Source organism: Sphingomonas mucosissima, assembly GCF_002197665.1.
Classification (GTDB): Bacteria; Pseudomonadota; Alphaproteobacteria; order Sphingomonadales; family Sphingomonadaceae; genus Sphingomonas; species Sphingomonas mucosissima.
The window spans coordinates 377096-394435 of sequence record NZ_NBBJ01000002.1 but is presented as its reverse complement, the minus strand read 5'-3'; the positions used below and the strand labels follow the sequence as shown (position 1 = coordinate 394435).

Here is a 17340-nt window from a genome sequence, read left to right as displayed (position 1 = left end):
GCTTCAATACCGCCCCCAGGTGAAGCGCGAAGACAGCGCGTAATTCCACACCGCGCCCACCAGCACCCCGGCCAGCGCCGAGCCCGCCCAGGCACCGTAACGGAAGTCGTAAAGGAACGCCGCCACGCCCACATTGGCCACCGCCCCGACCGAGCATACGAGCGAGAAGGAGACCCAGCCGTCGAGCAGCTGTCGCCAGCCGCGCAGGCGCCGATCGCGATAGGTCAGGGCATTGTTCAGGAAGAAGTTGAACGTCATCGCCGCCGCCGTTCCCACGATCTGGGCGCCCAGAAAGCCGCTGCCCAGTCCCAGGTGAAGCAGCATGAGCACGCCCATGTGGATCAGCACGCCGATCACCCCGATGCAGGAGAACATGGCAAAGCGCACCGGCACGACCTTGCCGAACTTTCGATCGTAGAGCGCGATCAGATATTCGAGCGCCACCACATGATCGAGCTTCGATTCCCCCTGTTCCCGGCAGCGGAAGACGTACGGCAATTCCAGGCACTGCAGCGGGCGGGCAGATGCGGTCATGATGTCCAGCAGGATCTTGAACCCGATGCCGGAAAGGTGCGGCGCGATCGTCCGGACCACGTCGGTGCGGATGGCGAAGAAACCGCTCATCGGGTCGGTCAGGCCGACGTTCAGCACCCGCTGCGACAGCCGCGTCGCGAAGGCGGATTTCGCCACGCGATCCCTGTCCCACTCGCCGGTCCCCCCGCCTGCCACGAAGCGGGAGCCGATCACGATATCCAGCGCATCGTCTCCGTGCAGCGCTGCCAGCATCTGCGGCAGTATCGTCTCGTCATGCTGAAGATCGCCATCGATCACGGCCACGACAGGGGCAGCAGTGGCGCACATCCCCTCGATACAGGCGGTTCCCAGCCCCCGCCGCCCGATCCGCTGGATCACCCGAACCCGCGAGTCCGCGCGCGCGATCTCCCGCGCCGCGTCTGCCGTCCCGTCCGGGCTATCATCATCGACAAAGATGGCTTCCCATCGCGTCCCACGCAGCGCTTGCTCCAGCTTCGCCACCAGCAACGGCACATTGGCCCGCTCATTGAAGGTCGGGATAACGACCGCCAGCTCGAGCGGCTCGCTCACAGCGCCGCCAGAACCGCATCTCCCATCGCTTCCGTCGAGCAGCTTCCGCCGAGATCGGCCGTTCGCTGGCCGCCTGCCAGCGCCCGCGCCACCGCCTGCTCGATCCGGTCCGCCGCTTCGGGCTGACCAAGCGAGTGACGAAGCAGGAGCGCGGCCGACAGGATGGCGGCGCATGGGTTCGCCTTGCCCTGCCCCGCGATATCGGGCGCCGAACCATGGATCGGCTCGTACAGGCCCTTGCCGGCTTCATCCAGCGATGCGGACGGCAGCAGGCCGATCGAGCCAACGCACATGGATGCCTGATCCGACAGGATATCGCCGAAGAGATTGCCCGTCACGATCACATCGAACTGGCCGGGATCACGCACCATCTGCATGGCGGCGTTATCGACATACATATGGCTCAGCGCCACATCCGAATATTGCTCCGACACCTCGATCACCACGTCGCGCCACAACTGCGAGGTTTCGAGCACATTGGCCTTGTCCACCGAGCACAGCTTGCCCCGCCGCCGCCGCGCCGCTTCGAAGCCGGCGATCGCGATACGCCGAACCTCGCCTTCGTCGTAGCTCATCAGGTCATACCCCTGGCGCAGCCCCGCCGCCGTGGTCCGCATGCCCTTCTCGCCGAAGTAAACGTCGCCGTTCAATTCGCGGACGATCAGCAGATCGATCGTGCGGGCCACTTCCGGGCGAAGCGCGGACGCATCCTCCAGCCCGGGAAAAAGCTTCGCCGGCCGCAGATTGGCGAACAGCGAAAGCTCTTTGCGCAAGCCCAGGATCGCCTGCTCGGGGCGCAGGTGCCGATCGAGTGCATCACATGCGGGATCACCAACGGAGCCGAAGAGAATAGCATCAGCCCGGCGCGCCAGATCGAGCGTCGCCGCAGGGAGCGGATTGCCGGTCTGATGATAGGCCGCGCCGCCGACAGGCGCTTCCTCGAAGGTGACGCCAAGGCTCAGCGCCTCAAGCACGCGCCGCGCCTGCGCTGTAACCTCCGGGCCGATGCCATCGCCCGGCAGGATCGCGATGAGAGAAGATTGCGCCATGATCACCGTCCGAGGCTTAACGTGTCGACGTTGCGCCGGCAGCACAGCGCAACCGCGCAGACCTGTTCGGCGATTTCAACACCGCGCCTAGCCGCCACAACGCAGGCTACGCAACTGCTCTCTTCAACCTGTCGATCAGCCGGTCACGGGCAGATATCACGTCGGCGCGGCGGTCCGTCATTATGTCGCGTGCAAGGAAGCGGCCGGTGATTGCCAGGGCAGCAAACACGTCGGGCCAGTCGGGCTCGCCGCCTGCCCGCAGGAAGTTAGGCAGGGGCAGTAGGCGATCCTCGTACCCTGTGGCGGCCGCACGGCTCACCCCGCCACCACTCTTGGGGCTGACAAAGGCGATGTCCTCGTCTGACCCGGTTACCACGCATCGCTCGAGATCCAGGCCAAAGCCGAGCTGGGCCAGCACCAGCAGTTCATAGCGCGCCATGGCCCCTGCCCATCCCCTTGCCAGAGGCGCAGCCTCCACCGCGTCCAATATGCCGGCAAGTGCCAGGTAGAGCTGAGGATAAGGCTGCGCCTCGGGCAAGGCAGCGGCGGTGAGCGTCGCCAGCCAATCGAGCGCCGCGGCGGGCAGCGGCTCGGTATGCAGCGTCGCGCGGCTGTGCACCAGCTCCACGGTCAACGCGGGAAGCTGCTCGTCGGTTCTTGCTCGCCACTCGCCAAGGATCGTGTTCGCTGGCTGAAGCACGGGCCGCAGCGCTCTGGATCGGCCGCCGCGCACATAGCCCGCGCGCACCCCGTCATTCGGCGTCAGGGCGCGGACCACGACGCCATGTTCGCCATGTGCACGAAGTGCCAGGATGATCGCTGGTGCGGCTAGGTGCATCGGGCTTGTTTAACCGGTGCGGCCGGCACTTGTCGAAGGCGCAACGTCTCCGCGCGATAGCGCATGCCCAACGGCGCACGACAGGTCAGGCGCGGCGCACCCGCTTCGCCAGCTTGTGTAACGCGGGCGCGGCGGCAGCCTTCTTGGCCAGCCCGATTGCAGCGTCAAACCCGCGCACCAGCGCCACTGCCCCCCTGTTCCCTACGGTCGGGCGCAGCAGCAGCAAGTCGCGGCAGTCGATGCCCCCGCTCGCCATGAGGCGCTTGTGCTGCCCCTCCCCTTCGGTGAAGTCGAAACGAGCAAATCGGTCGGCGAACAGGTCGCTCAACGCCGCTTCCATCAGCACGCCGCCAGGTGAAAGCGCGGCAACGGCCGGATCATGGCCGACATAATCGTAGCGGAGCGTCTCCCCATCTGCGCTGCACCAAAGATACGCCGCCGGAGCATCGTTTACGTAAAGCAGCCACGCCCGCACACGATCCGCTTCGGCGAGGGCGAGCATCTTCTGAAGCGCCGCGGCATCGCCGGGCAGGCCCGCACCCATCAGCCGCTCCTGATAGGTCTTCTCCGCCAATGCCCGCGCAATCGGGTGAAAACGCGCCAGCTCCTCCGCCGTGCGAAACCGGCGCACGTCCAGCAGGCCGCCGCCGACTGACGCGAGTTTCTTGGCCTTGCGCTTCATTGTTGAGCGGGTTTGCCCCGATAGCCCTGCCCGCCACGCTGCTTCGCCCCCGGCGAGATCAACATAATAGCGAGTGTAGCGCTGCCGCTCGAATGCCAGCCCGGGCCACGTGATGGCCAGCCCGTCGGGTACGGACGTGACGAGATACCCGTGGTCCGCCGCACCCAGCGGCGGCAGGTCAGGCATGTCTCCGCCCAGCGCGGCATCCAGCGACATGCCCACACGCAACAGCTGTCGGGGGATGGTCGCGATCGTGCGCGCGCCAATTTGCAGGCGCAGCCCGGCAGCGCTCATGCACCGCGCTCACTGACCAGATTGGACCAGGCCTGCTCGGCCTGCCGCCGCCCCCGGCGCCAACGGCTCGCCGCCAGCGGTTTGTCGCCCGCATCCAGCGTCAGCGCGGGCCGGTCCGCGAAATGCGTCGTCGGCGCCATGTCGCGCCGCTCGGACAGCAGCCGGCACAATGTCTCGAACCGGCGCACATGAACCTTGTTCGCCTTCATCCCCGTCCGATCGGCGAGCTCAAAGCTATGGCCGACGATGGTCAACGCGGCGTGGCGGGCAGCGATGGCATGGTCGATTGCTGCCTTCATCTCCTGCGTCGACAAGGCGCAAATCTGGAAATTCCGCCACACGCCCGGCGTATCTTCAATGGTGGTGACCGGCACTTCCATCACCCCCTGGCGCATCACCGGGGCTATATGCGCCGCGGGCAGTCCGATGGCGCTTGGCCAGGGATGAAAGGCGCCGTTGTGGCTGCTGTCATACGCGATGCCGAGCGCCGCCAAGGCAGCCAGCGTATCGTCGTTGGCGGAATAGCTGCCGGCGCGAAAAGCAACCGGCCGGGGCGCACCAGCCGCCATCAGCAGGCTGGCCGCCTCGCCGAGCAGATCGCGCTGCTCACTGGCAGAATAATCGATGATCTCGAACGCGGCATGGGCCTCGCGGTCGGACAGCTGCGCCTTGGTCCAATTCGGGTGAAGGTGCAGTTGCACCTCCTGGCCCGCCGTCAGAATCGCATCCACGATGCGGCGGAACAGATCGAGGCCGTAGATCCGCGCCGGCATGGGATCCACGAAAAAGGTGGCCTTCAGCGCATGCCGCGCCAACTCACCAAGTTGCCACCCCAGCCCGACACCGGCCGGTTCGATCGACCGCGCTTCCACCGTTGCGGGATCAAGCCCGGCGCGATGGTGGCGCCAGGCAATCTCGGTATCGATTGTCAGGAAGACGGGGGTCATGGCGGCACCTGTAGTTTTGGCGCGTAAACAAACCCCCAATCATCGCCAGGGAGAAGGCCAGCGAACAGTGTCGGCAGGCCAGACGTGATCCGATACTGCCTTATCCTGCGCTGGATTTCACCGACATGCCAAGGAAATCGGCCAGTTCGGATCGTGTCAACGACAGCGATTCATCCTTGTCTGCCTTTGCAAACGCGGCCTCGTTCCACTTGGCATCGCCCGGCTTGTCTCCGCCCGCTGGCGCGCGTGCCTTCAGCGCATCCATCCAGGCGGCGAACTCCGCCTTGTCGAGCAGGCCGTTGCCGTCCTTGTCATAGCTGGCGAACTCCGCGTTCACGATGGAGGAGGCCTGATCCGGCGTCTGCGCCGCACCCGCCGGGTCGCCTGAAGCCGCCGGTGCGGGCTGTTGCGGCAATATCGATGCGCCTGGCGTCGCCACACTAGGAGCTGGTGTTGCTTTATCGGCGCTCTGAGCAAAGACTGGAGCAGCAACAGCCACAGTAGTTGCCATGATTAGCTGCCGTAACATGATCGTTCTCCTTGCTCCCTTCTTCCTCGCAGATGCACCATCTTTCGACAGCTTATACGACACATCGAAAACGTCTCGTCTGGACTAACCCTTGTCCACCACCTTGAGTTCCGACGTGCACGGTTGGCGCTCAGCCGCATGGCTGCTACGCGCCCGCCACGTCTCCTTTCGACGACTCATCGCGAGCCGTCGCCACCGCACGACCAAGGATGCTCACATGGTTCCGCGCTATTCCCGACCCGACATGACCGCGATCTGGACGCCCGAAGCGCGCTTCAAGATCTGGTTCGAGATCGAGGCGCATGCCACCGAGGCCTTGGCCGATCTGGGTGTCGTGCCCAAGGAAGCGGCAGGCGCGCTCTGGGCCTGGTGGCGGACCAACCCCGAGATCGACGTTGCCGCGATCGACGCGATCGAGGCAATCACCAAGCATGACGTGATCGCGTTCCTCACCTGGGTGGCCGAGCAGGTGGGCGATCAGGCGCGCTTCATGCACCAGGGCATGACCAGCTCGGATGTGCTCGACACCTGCCTCGCGGTCCAGCTGGCGCGTGCATCCGACATTCTGATCGCCGACATCGACGCGCTGCTCGCCGTGCTGCGTCGCCGCGCCGAGGAGCACAAGCTCACCCCCACGATCGGCCGCAGCCACGGCATTCACGCCGAACCCGTCACCTTCGGCCTGAAGCTGGCGGAGGCTTATGCCGAATTCAGCCGGTGCCGCACCCGCTTGGTCGCGGCGCGCGCGGAAGTCGCCACCTGCGCCATTTCCGGCGCAGTCGGCACCTTCGCCAATGTCGATCCGCGGGTGGAAGAGCATGTCGCGGCCAAGCTCGGCCTCGCGGTCGAGCCCGTCTCCACGCAGGTGATCCTGCGCGATCGCCACGCGATGTTCTTCGCGACGCTGGGCGTCGTGGCGAGTTCGATCGAGCGGCTGGCCGTCGAGGTTCGCCACCTTCAGCGTACCGAGGTCCTGGAGGCGGAGGAATACTTCTCGCCCGGTCAGAAGGGCTCGTCGGCCATGCCGCACAAGCGCAATCCGGTGCTGACCGAAAACCTGACCGGTCTGGCCCGCATGGTCCGCGGCTATGTGACGCCGGCGCTGGAAAACGTTGCCCTCTGGCACGAACGCGACATCAGCCATTCGTCGGTGGAGCGCTACATCGCGCCCGATGCCACCATCACGCTGGACTTCGCTTTGGCGCGCCTCACCGGCGTGATCGATAAGCTGCTCGTCTATCCCGAGCGCATGCAGAAGAACATGGATCGCATGGGCGGCCTGATCCATTCGCAGCGCGTGCTGCTGGCGCTCACGCAGGCCGGGGTCAGCCGCGAGGATTCCTATCGCCTCGTGCAGCGCAACGCGATGAAGGTGTGGGAATCGGACGGCGCGCTATCGCTGAACGAACTTTTGAAGGCGGACGCGGATGTCACCGCGGCGCTGTCACCCGAGGCGATCGATGCCGAATTCGACCTCGGCTACCACTACAAGCACGTCGACACGATCTTCGCGCGCGTCTTCGGCTGATCGAGGCCGCCGGGTACATCGATGAGGCCGCGGATCACCCCCAAACAGGCCGGGGGTGATCCGCGAGCGGTGGTAATCAGGCCGGAATTTGCTGCGAGATACAGTGGAAGCTGCCTCCGCCGGTCAGGATAGCATCGGCACGCAACCCCACGACCTTCCGGTCCGGGAAGATCGCCTGGAGGGCGGCAACGGCAGCCGCATCCTGGTCCGAACCATAGATCGGCACCACCACCGCGGCATTGCCGATGTAGAAGTTCATGTAGCTCGCCGGCACGATCTCCTCGTCGCGCAGCACCCGGCCCGGTGACGGCACCGTCACCACCTCCACGCCAAAAGCTTTCGCGCGATCAATGGCTTGCTGGTAGACCTGCCAGTTGGGGTCGTTCTCCTGGCCGGTTGGCAGCGCCAGCCGGCCCTCACCCACGAAGCGGGCCAGATTGTCGACATGCCCATCGGTATGATCGTTGAGCAACCCGTCGCCGAGCCACAGCACGCGATCATAGCCCAGGTCTGAACGGAGCCGCGCCTCGATATTGGCCCGCGACAGATCGGGATTGCGATTGACGTTCAGCAGGCACTGCTCCGTGGTGACGACCAGGCCGGACCCGTCGCCATCGATCGCCCCGCCTTCGAGCACCCACTCATGGCTCCGCACCTCCTGGCCCTGTTCCGCCGCCAGCCGCTCGCCAATGTCGTCGTCGCCGGGCAGATCATATTTCCCGCCCCAACCGTTGAATGCGAAATCGTGCGCCACGCCGTCATGCCCGATGATCGGCGCCGTATCGCGCAGCCAGATGTCGCCGAACTTCTCGACAACCACGTGCGCGAACGGCGCCAGGCGACGTGCCTCCGCCGCCGCTTCCTCATCGGCAGCAACAAGCAGCACCTGCTCTCCATCGCCATCGGCATGAACGGCGGCAGCAAAGGCCGCGACTTCGCTTCGGGCCTGTTCAAGATCGGTCAGCCACAGGTCCGGGTGGCTCGGAAAACCGATCCACACTGCCTTGTGCGGCGCCCATTCGGGTTTCGGTGCGCGGCTCACTTTACCTCCTGCCGTGACTTGTCGCGGATCGCCTTGAACTCAGCGGTCGGATACCAGTTCGGCCACATGTCGCTGTCGGCCAGCTTTCGGCCAAGCTGGTAGTAAATCGTCAGGTCCTGCACCGCGCCATCCCAGTTCCAGTTCGGATCATATTCGTCCTTCGGCCCATGGTAGCGGTTGACGTTATAGTCCTTCGCCGCCGCCTTTCCCGCCAGGACGCCGCCGTTCACCAAATCCTCGCCGCTCCCGGCCGACAGCATCGGCACGCCGAGTTTCGCAAAGCTAAAATGATCCGAGCGGTAGTAACCGCCGCTTTCCGGCGTTGCCTCAGGCGAGACGCGGCGGCCTTGCGCGGCGAGCAGCGGCCGCACCATGTCCTCCAGCTCGGACTTGCCGGCGCCGACGATCTCAAAGTCTTTGGTCGGGCCGATCAGGTTCAGCACGTCCATGTTGACGCCGCCGACAGTCTTGCCGAGCGGGAACACCGGATTGGCGGCATAATATTGGGAGCCGAGCAGTCCGCTTTCCTCCGCCGTCACCGCGACGAACGCAACCGAACGGCGCGTCGGACCGGCGGCGCGATATGCCTCCGCCATCGCTACCAGCGCAGCGGTGCCGGTGGCATTGTCGGCAGCGCCGTTGCAGATATCGTCGCCGTCCACCGCATCGCAGCGGCCCAGATGATCCCAATGCGCCGAATAGAGCACCACCTCATCAGACGCCTGCGTTCCGGGCAGCACGCCGATGACGTTCCTCGACACGCTGCGCTTGAAATCATTCGAGAAGCTGCCCGACAGCTTCAGGCCAAGCGGCACGGCACGAAAACCCTTCTGCTTCGCGGCAGCGGAAAGCTGGTCGAAGTTCTTGCCGGCGGCTGCGAACAGCTCCTTTGCCTTCCCCAGCTGGATCCAGCCGACCATCTCGCTCTGATCCATATGGTTGTTCGGCACGTCCAGGCCGTATTGGGCGCCCGTCCATGAGGACTGGACGACCGACCAGCCATAGGCCGCCGGCTCCGTATCATGGACGATGATCGCGCCAGCAGCGCCCTGCCGAGCGGCCTCCTCGAACTTGTAGGTCCAGCGGCCGTAATAGGTCATCGCGCGACCTTCGAACGGGCCTGCCTGCACGCCGGCTTCCTTGGTCTGCCAGTCCGGATCGTTGACGAGGATGACTACCGTCTTCCCCTTCACGTCGAGGCCGGCATAATCGTTCCAGCCCTTCTCCGGCGCGTTGATACCGTAACCGACGAAGACCAGATCACTGTTCTTCAGCGCGATCTTGGGCACCACCCGGTACGTCCCGGCGACGATGTCGGTGCGATAGTTGAAGGTCACCGGCGCCGTTCCGCCAGTCACGATAAACGGCGACACGTCACTCGCCGTGATCTCCACCATCGGCACGTCCTGGGTCCACTGCCCCTTGTTGCCGGGCTTCAGCCCTGCCGCCGCGAAACGCTTCACCAGATAGTCGATCGTCTTCTTCTCGCCAGCCGTCGTCGGCGCGCGGCCCTCATAACGGTCTGACGACAGCTCCTGCGTCACCGACTTCAGCGTCTCCATGGAAATCTGCGGCGCGGTCTGCGCCAATACCGGCGCGGCTACGATGAGAGCGGCAAGGGAACACAGTATCGAACGCATCCGCAAAACCTCGTGAAGGAAGATAGCTGTCCCATACAGGTTGCGGCCTCGCTCGCAACGTGCGCTCGGTCCTTGCAAATGCCCGCCAGCCCGGCAAAGTTGGCGCCTGGGGGGATACACAAGACTATGACGACACGAGTGAAGTCGCGCGCGTTTATCGTGACGTTGCTAGCGGCTACGGCGCCCGTTCTGGCGCACGCACAAGGCGCAGCACCATTGGCACGTGCCTTCGGCGCACGCGAAGGCATCAGCCAGATCAGTCTTTCGCCCGATGGCAGCCGTGTCGCCATGATCGTGCCGGCGGGCGCGCGAGGCGCGGCGCTGATGATCGCCGATCCGGCGAAGGGCGGCTTGCCCGTCTCCATCATGCAGACCAGCGGAGATCCCGAAAAACTGGCGAGTTGCCAATGGGCCACGACCGAGCGGCTTGTCTGCCGCGCGCTTGTGATGACGCGCAACTCCAATCTGATCGAAGGGTACACGCGCCTTTTCGCCATCAACGCCGATGGCAAGGACTTCAAACTCATCACCGCCCGCGTGAATGAACGCTCCTTGTATTTTCACGGCGACGGGGGCCGCGTCCTGGACCTCACCGGCGACGGCAAGGGCAATGTTCTGGTTGCGCGGCAATATGTTCCGGAAAGCTCGATCGACCGAGTCGTCCAGAGAAATGACGAGGGTCTGGGCGTCGAGCGGGTTGATCTCAAAACGCTTCAGCGCCGGCCCGTTGAGCGGGCAAAGCGCGATGCCGTCGAGTATATCAGTGACGGCGTCGGCAACGTGCGCATCATGGGCGTTCGCCCGATCGCCGGAACCGGCTATTCCGCCAACGAAATCAACTATTTTTACCGCAAACCGGAATCACGGACATGGGAGCCGCTGTCCAAGCTCGAACTTCTTGGCGGGCGCTTCAGGGGGTTCAATCCCTATACGGTAGATCCAAAGCTGAACGTCGCCTTCGGCTTTGACGATTACAACGGGCGCCAGGCGCTGTGGAAAGTGGCGCTGGATGGATCGCTAAAGCGGGACTTGGTTATCGCCAATTCGCAGGTGGACGTCGATGACCTGATCCAGATCGGTCGGCACCGCCGCGTCGTCGGCGCGAGCATCGCCACCGATGTGCGACGCCCGCAGTTTTTCGACCCCGAGCTGGCCGCTCTGTCGAAGGCACTGGCGAAGGCACTTCCCAAGCAGCCGCTCGTCAGCTTCGTTGACGCCAGCACCGACGAAAGCAAGCTGCTGATGTTTGCCGGCGGGGATACGCACCCCGGTACCTTCTACCTGTTCGATAAGCAGAGCCGGAAGCTCGCAGAAGTACTGCCGGTCCGCGCGGATCTGGCGGATGTGCCACTCGCGACCATGAAGCCGATCACCTTCCCAGCAGCCGACGGCACGAAGATCCCGGGCTATCTCACCCTTCCGGTCAACAGCGATGGAAAGAACCTGCCGGCTATCGTGATGCCGCACGGCGGACCGTCTGCGCGTGACGAATGGGGCTTTGACTGGTGGGCGCAGTTTTTCGCTGCGCGGGGGTTTGCGGTGCTGCAACCCAACTTCCGCGGCTCGGCCGGATACGGTTCGGACTGGTTTGCCGATAACGGCTTTAAGTCTTGGAAGACCGCGATGGGTGACGTGAACGATGCTGGCCGCTGGCTCTTGTCCTCAGGGATCGCACGCCCCGGAAAGCTTGGGGTCGTCGGCTGGTCCTACGGCGGCTACGCGGCCCTTCAGTCAGGCGTGGTTGATCCGGATCTGTACAAGGCAGTTATCGCTGTGGCGCCGGTCACCGATCTCGCAGCGTGGAAGCAGGAATTCTTTGAAAGATCGAATTACCCGCAGGTTCTGAAGATGGTCGGCGAGGGACCCCATGTTCGGGAAGGCTCACCGGCGCAGAACGCCTCGGCGATCCGCGCACCCGTTCTAATGTTCCACGGCGATCTCGACATGAATGTGGAGATCGAGGAGGCACGTTTGATGGAACGCGCCCTGCGCGGCGCCGGCAAGAGCGTTGAACTCGTCGAGTATAAGGGGTTGGCGCACTCGCTGGACGACAGCGCGGTACGTGCCGACATGCTAGAGAAGTCGGACGTTTTCCTGCGCAAGTCGCTGGGGCTCTGACCAAAAAGAAAGGGCGGCCCAAGCGGACCGCCCTTTCTTTCCTAGCACGCTGGCTGGTAACGCTCCGGCCGATGCCGGAGTGTCAGGTCAGCGGCTGTAGAACTCGACCACCAGGTTCGGCTCCATCTTCACCGGATACGGCACTTCGTCGAGCGTCGGCACCCGGATGAAGGTCACCTTCGTGGCGCCGTCCTGCACCACATAATCCGGCACATCGCGCTCGGCGAGGCTCTGAGCTTCGAGCACCAGCGCCATCTCCTGCGCCTTCTTGCCGATGGTGATCTCGTCATTCACGGCGCAGCGGCGCGACGCGATGTTGCACTTCACGCCATTCACATAAACGTGACCGTGGCTGACGAGCTGGCGAGCCGCGAAGATCGTCGGCGCGAACTTGGCGCGATACACGATCATGTCCAAGCGGCGCTCGAGCAGGCCGATCAGGTTCTGCGAGGTGTCGCCCTTCATCCGGGCGGCCTCGTCATAGGACTGGCGGAACTGCTTCTCAGTGACGTCGCCGTAATAGCCCTTCAGCTTCTGCTTGGCGCGCAGCTGGATTCCGAAGTCCGACACCTTGCCCTTGCGGCGCTGGCCGTGCTGGCCTGGGCCGTACTCACGCTTGTTGACCGGGCTCTTCGGGCGACCCCAAATGTTCTCGCCCAAACGGCGATCGAGCTTGTGCTTGGCGCTATGGCGCTTCGACATCGTCTTTCCTTCGATTTGCTAACAACGTTGGCCCCGGTATCGCACCATCCGTCACGAATAACGGGCAGGCCGCCTGCTTCACCGGGATGCAGGGGCGATCGCGAAGCGGCGCGCCTAGACGGATGACAGTTGCAAGTCAAGCTGGACAGCCGCGCGCCGCGCCGCCAAGGCGCCCGCATGACGATCCTTTCCGGACCAGAATGCAGCACCATGGCCGAAGTACGTGCCGGGGTCGACCAAGTCGATCGCGAGCTGATCGCGCTGCTGCGCCGCCGCTTTGACTATATGGATGCCGCCGCCCGTATCAAGCCGGAGCGTGGGCACGTGCGTGACGAGGCCCGAAAGGCACAAGTAATCGCTAATGCGCGTACACTTGCCGGCGCTGCGGGACTTCCCGAAGAGGCAATTGGCCGGTTGTGGGATGATCTTGTCGAAGCTTCGATCGCCTATGAACTCGAAGAATATGACCGCCGGGTAACCAAGTCTTAGGTCGGTGCTGCCAGGCTCATGGACGGGAGGAGATACCGTTCATGAAGCGCTTGCCGTTGATTACGCCGCATCCACCGCGACTTAGCACCTTAACTGAGGCGCTGGCTCGAATCGAGGACTCGGCGATTTACAGCAACAACGGTCCAGTGCTGCGCGCCTTCGAAGCGGATGCCACGCGCCGGTTGTTCGGCGGCCAAGGCGCTTGTCTTGCCGTAGCCAACGCTACGCTCGGCCTCATGATCTCGCTCCGCGATGCGGTGAGCGACGGCCCGGCTGGCCGCTTCGCGCTGATGCCCGCAATGACCTTCGCCGCCACCGCCCAAGCGGCATGGTGGGCAGGCCTCACCCCGCTCGTCTGCGACGTGGATGCGAGCGACTGGAGCGCCGCGCCGGAGGAGGAGGAACGGCTGCTGGAGCGCCATGGCGCTCAGATTGCCGCTATCGTGCCCTACGCGACCTTCGGATACGGTATCGATCTCGATCGCTATCGCTGGCTGTCGAAGCGATTTGGCGTTGCAGTGGTGGTCGACGCTGCGGCGTCGCTCGGCACGACCGATGCTTCGGGCGTTGGCTTTGGTGCGGGCGCGCCGTTTCCCATTGTCTTCTCCATGCACGCCACCAAGCCCTTCGCCACACAGGAGGGTGGCCTGATTCACTGCGCCGACGTGGACCGGATCGAGCGGTTGCGCGCCATGGCCAATTTCGGCTTCACGGCACCCCGAACCGCCACACTGCCGGGGCTGAATGCGAAAATGCCGGAGGCAATGGCCTTGGTGGCCCAAGCCCGTCTGGACGAGTTTGCGCGCGTTTCGCGACATCGCGATCAACTCGCTGAGGCGTATCGCGACGCGATTGCCGGCCGCTATGTAATGCAGCCACACCGCGCGGGGCGGCAGGCGCTCGGGTTCTTCCCCCTCCTGCTGCCTTCGGAGCGGACACACGAACGCGATGCCATCATCGCGCGCTTGGACGAGCAAGGCATTGGCGCCGGCAAATATTTCAGCCCGCATTTGGGCGAACAGCCTTGGGTGCGCGGCATCGCGCAGATCGAGCCCACGCCCGTCGCAGACATGGTCGGCAGCCGCCTCCTCTCGCTGCCCCTGTCCGATTCGATGACAGTTGAGGATGTGGCGCGCGTTGTGGACACGCTGGATCGCGTGGTCGCCGTTGAACCGCGTTCGGCTTATCGCGCGATGCCTCCCGTAGCTAAGACGATGATCATCGGCGGCGGCCCGGCAGGCACGGCCCTGCTCACCGCAGCAAGCCGCCATGGCCTGCTTCCCGATCTCGCGCGCGGCCTCGTTCTCGTCGAGCGCGATGGCGCTATCGGTGGTGGACAACTCGGCCGCTACGCCATCACCTCGGATTCGACGGCCCAAACGTTTCTCAGCGCGATCGAGGGCAATCCCGATCCGGCGATTGCCGCGCTTGCGGACCACCCCGCCGCGCTTGCCGTTGCTCGCCATCGCGCCTCGCTGGGCGTTCCGCTGGCCGAAGTCGGCCCGCTTCTGCGCGCGATCGGCGATCGCCTGCACGCGAGCATCACCGCGCATGGCGGCACGGTGATGACGGGCATGGAATCATTAAGCGCCCGCCGCAAAGACGGGCGCTGGCACGTGCGCCTGCGCGACACCGCCACCCACCGCGACACCGAGCATGTGGCGGAGAATCTCGTGATCGCCACCGGCGGTCATCAGCCGCTGGACCGGCTCGTCACCCAGCAGGTCGCCGGAACGTCACTGATCGAGTTGGCTGGTGACCGGCTGCTTCAATCCGATTCGGTGCTCGCGCGCGGCGGATTCGAGATGGTTGCCGATCTGCTCTCCGGAAAGCGCGCGCCCCGTGTCGCGGTAATAGGCGGCTCCACCAGCGCGCTCACGACCGTAGCACTCTTGCTGCGCGAGCGCCCGGCCCTGCCGTTCGGCGCCGGCGGCATCACCCTGTTGCATCGGCGCCCGCTGCGTCCCTTCTACCATTCGGTCGAGGCGGCGCATGCGGAAGGGTTCATCGATTTCGGCCCTGAAGACATCTGCCCGATCTCGGGCTTCGTTTATCGGCTCGCGGGCTTCCGGCTTGAGGCACGCGAACTGGTGCTGCGCATGCTCGGCGTCGACGGACGCGCCCCGGAGCCGAGACTGGCCCTCCATCGCGTCACCGGCGATCACGATGAGGCGGCACGCGACATTCTGAAGAATGCCGACCTTGTGATCGCCGCGCTCGGCTATCGTCCGCGGGCATTGCTTCTGGAGGATGCAGAAGGTCGCCCACTCGCACTCGCGGCCCATGCGGGCGCGCCCATGGTCGATAATGCTTGCCGCGTCACTGACGCGTCCGGCGCCCCCGTTCCCGGCCTCTTCGGCATTGGCCTCGCCGCCGGCTTTGTCCCGCATGGCAAGCTTGGCGGAGAGGCCAGCTTCGTCGGCCAGGCGAATGGCCTGTGGCTGTGGCAGAATGACGTCGGCATGATGATCGTGGATCAACTGCTCGCCGGACGAGCAAGGGTCGCTGCGTGAGCGGCGCGCCCGTCGTCAGCGTCATCATGGCGGCGTACAACGGCGCCGATTTGCTGCCGGCGACGCTCGCCTCCCTACAGAAGCAGACCTTTGCCGACTTTGAGGTAATCGTCGTCGACGATTGCTCGACTGACAGCACGCGGGAGGTCCTGCGCACCTGGCCCGACCCGCGCGTCCGCATGATCGCGCTGGAGCAGAACGGCGGCCCGGTACGGGCACGCAACCGCGCGTTCGCGGAAGCACGCGGGCGATACATTGCGGCGCTGGATCAGGACGATCTGTGCCTGCACGGTCGCTTCGCCCAGCAAGTTGCCTATCTCGACGCCCATCCCGCAACGGTCCTGCTCGCAAGCGCGACCGAGGTACTGGAAGGGGCGCGGCTCCTGCCCTCCCCGCATGTTGCCAACACCACGCCCGGTTTGCTTCAATGGCTGCTGAGGATCGAGAACCCGATCGTCTGGTCGTCGGTGATGCTGCGAGCCGACGCAGCCCGCCGTCTCGAACCGTTCACGCGGCCGGACATCCTCTATGCGGAGGACTTCGATCTCTATCATCGCGTGGCGGCGCTGGGGGACATCGCCCGCATCGACGCACCGTTACTGGCCTATCGACGCCATGCGAGCGGCGCATCGCAGCGTTATGAGGACACAATGCTCGCCAGCGCCCAGCAGGTACTGAAGGCGGCTTATGCGCCTCTGCTGAAGGAGCAAGCCGGAACGGCCGCTGCGCTCGTCGTCGAACATCTCATGCACCGCCAGCCAGTGCCGGATCGCGCCACCCTGGCCCAACTCGGCGCGTATCTGGTGCGGCTCCAGCAGGCGTTCTTCGCGGAGCGCGACTGGAGCGCCGCTGACATACGCATGGTCCGCTGGGTCACGGCGCGGCGCTGGGCGGACGTGTCGCGCTGCTCTCTCCGGGCCGGCACCCTCACACTCGCCGACGCGCTGCGCGTCCGCCCGCCACATCTCGGGCTCGGGCACAATGGCTTGGAGGAATTGTTATGGGCGCGGCTGATTGGCCGCGCCCGTATTGCCCGCCGGCGTTACACCTTGGCTGCGTAAATCATCCGGCCCTGGCCGAGGCGCTCGAACACTTCGGCCAACTCACGTTCACCAACAGCGAAGCAACCCTGGCTCCGGCCGAGGCGACCACGGCTGCGCACGATATCCTCGTTCGAATACCACGCCCCATGAACCACAATGGCACGCGCAAGCGCGTTGTTATTGGTCGGATCCAGGCCGATCAGGCGCTGCGACTTGCCATGCTTACCGATATAATAATTATCAGCGAGGAAGGCGCCCTCGCAGGAAGCGTTTGAGCCATTCTGGTTGGAGAAACGCTGGAGATAGCCGGTGTGCCCCGGATCGGATCCGCTTCCATGAGAAACCAGCTTCGACTCGCTGTGGCCACTGACGAGATCAATGAAGTGGAAGCGCCGCTGCGACGAGGGAGCGGAGAAATCAGCAATTACGATCCGGTCACGCAGCTTGATCGTATTGCCATGCCGCTCCAGCGCCGCCAGCGCCTGACGCATCAGCTCGGGACGAACCACACGCGGTGAACTCGGCACCACTCGGGGTGCGGGCCGCACCGGCGCCAGTGCCGATGGTGTCAGTGCACGCTGCTGCGATTCGGCTACGCGCATCGCTGCGGAGACCGCGTCCGGCACCACCATTGCGCCAGCCAGCGCGCCAACCGTCTTCAGCAAACCCCGACGCGTCGGCGCCGTATCACCCAGTGTCGCCATCGATTTCGCTATCCCCGTTCCCGGTAGAGCTTCGGTATAACAGGAAAAAGGTGAATAATCTCTGTCGTTTCCGGCCATTTAACCAGAGAGCGCACCAGCCCACCGCACTAACGACGCG

15 protein-coding genes are annotated in these 17340 nt (G+C 64.7%); 5 read left to right on the top strand and 10 right to left on the bottom strand.

The annotated features are described in order from the left end of the window. Positions 1-3 precede the first annotated feature (3 nt). From SPMU_RS09065 to SPMU_RS09040, 6 genes are all read right to left on the bottom strand, one after another. The gene (locus tag SPMU_RS09065) at positions 4-1104 is read right to left on the bottom strand and encodes a glycosyltransferase family 2 protein (protein ID WP_088333537.1); all 1101 of its coding nucleotides are present in this window, start codon (positions 1102-1104) and stop codon (positions 4-6) included. After that, positions 1101-2153, bottom strand: a complete 1053-nt coding sequence (gene leuB / locus SPMU_RS09060) for a 3-isopropylmalate dehydrogenase (RefSeq protein WP_088333536.1) — start codon at positions 2151-2153, stop codon at positions 1101-1103. Before leuB ends, SPMU_RS09065 begins: the two co-directional genes overlap by 4 nt. Before the next feature lie 106 nt (positions 2154-2259). Further along, positions 2260-2991 carry a DNA repair protein RecO gene (gene recO, locus SPMU_RS09055; RefSeq protein WP_088333535.1) on the bottom strand — a complete coding sequence of 244 codons (732 nt, stop codon included), beginning with the start codon at positions 2989-2991 and terminating at the stop codon, positions 2260-2262. 85 nt (positions 2992-3076) lie between these two features. Beyond that, entirely contained in the window at positions 3077-3967 is an 891-nt protein-coding gene (locus SPMU_RS09050) for a GNAT family N-acetyltransferase (protein WP_088333534.1), read from the bottom strand. Beyond that, complete coding sequence (locus tag SPMU_RS09045) at positions 3964-4914, bottom strand: polysaccharide deacetylase family protein (protein WP_088333533.1); 951 nt, start codon at positions 4912-4914, stop codon at positions 3964-3966. The genes SPMU_RS09050 and SPMU_RS09045 overlap by 4 nt, the downstream gene beginning before the upstream one ends. Positions 4915-5014: 100 nt before the next feature. Then, complete coding sequence (locus SPMU_RS09040; protein ID WP_140418435.1) at positions 5015-5506, bottom strand: EF-hand domain-containing protein; 492 nt, start codon at positions 5504-5506, stop codon at positions 5015-5017. Positions 5507-5660: 154 nt separating this feature from the next. On the opposite strand from SPMU_RS09040, the gene purB reads away from it, so the two are divergent. Further along, on the top strand, positions 5661-6971 hold the full coding sequence (gene purB, locus SPMU_RS09035; RefSeq protein ID WP_088333531.1) for an adenylosuccinate lyase: 1311 nt from the start codon (positions 5661-5663) through the stop codon (positions 6969-6971). 76 nt (positions 6972-7047) lie between these two features. Here purB and SPMU_RS09030 read toward each other — a convergent pair whose 3' ends face one another. Both SPMU_RS09030 and SPMU_RS09025 read right to left on the bottom strand, forming a co-directional pair. After that, on the bottom strand, positions 7048-8013 hold the full coding sequence (locus SPMU_RS09030; RefSeq protein ID WP_088333530.1) for an agmatine deiminase family protein: 966 nt from the start codon (positions 8011-8013) through the stop codon (positions 7048-7050). Then, entirely contained in the window at positions 8010-9653 is a 1644-nt protein-coding gene (locus SPMU_RS09025; protein WP_088333529.1) for a M28 family metallopeptidase, read from the bottom strand. Before SPMU_RS09025 ends, SPMU_RS09030 begins: the two co-directional genes overlap by 4 nt. A 216-nt stretch (positions 9654-9869) precedes the next feature. Between SPMU_RS09025 and SPMU_RS09020 the strand changes: the two genes are divergently transcribed. Beyond that, complete coding sequence (locus SPMU_RS09020) at positions 9870-11771, top strand: alpha/beta hydrolase family protein (RefSeq protein ID WP_245832954.1); 1902 nt, start codon at positions 9870-9872, stop codon at positions 11769-11771. Positions 11772-11858: 87 nt separating this feature from the next. Here the strand turns inward: SPMU_RS09020 and rpsD are convergent, their stop codons facing one another. Further along, positions 11859-12473: a 30S ribosomal protein S4 gene (rpsD, locus tag SPMU_RS09015; RefSeq protein ID WP_088333527.1), complete on the bottom strand. Its 615-nt coding sequence runs from the start codon at positions 12471-12473 to the stop codon at positions 11859-11861. A gap of 177 nt (positions 12474-12650) precedes the next feature. Here rpsD and SPMU_RS09010 point away from each other — a divergent pair, with 177 nt between their 5' ends. Genes SPMU_RS09010 through SPMU_RS09000 form a run of 3 tightly spaced genes read left to right on the top strand, consistent with a single transcriptional unit; the run spans position 12651 to position 16536 of the window. Continuing rightward, the gene (locus tag SPMU_RS09010; protein WP_088333694.1) at positions 12651-12962 is read left to right on the top strand and encodes a chorismate mutase; all 312 of its coding nucleotides are present in this window, start codon (positions 12651-12653) and stop codon (positions 12960-12962) included. Positions 12963-13003: 41 nt separating this feature from the next. Continuing rightward, the gene (locus tag SPMU_RS09005) at positions 13004-15475 is read left to right on the top strand and encodes a DegT/DnrJ/EryC1/StrS family aminotransferase (RefSeq protein WP_088333526.1); all 2472 of its coding nucleotides are present in this window, start codon (positions 13004-13006) and stop codon (positions 15473-15475) included. After that, entirely contained in the window at positions 15472-16536 is a 1065-nt protein-coding gene (locus SPMU_RS09000) for a glycosyltransferase family 2 protein (protein WP_245832951.1), read from the top strand. The genes SPMU_RS09005 and SPMU_RS09000 overlap by 4 nt, the downstream gene beginning before the upstream one ends. On the opposite strand, the gene SPMU_RS08995 is transcribed toward SPMU_RS09000, so the two are convergent. Further along, positions 16518-17222: a murein L,D-transpeptidase catalytic domain family protein gene (locus tag SPMU_RS08995; protein WP_245832949.1), complete on the bottom strand. Its 705-nt coding sequence runs from the start codon at positions 17220-17222 to the stop codon at positions 16518-16520. The two genes, SPMU_RS09000 and SPMU_RS08995, sit on opposite strands and share 19 nt — an antisense overlap. Between the last annotated feature and the right edge of the window lie 118 nt (positions 17223-17340).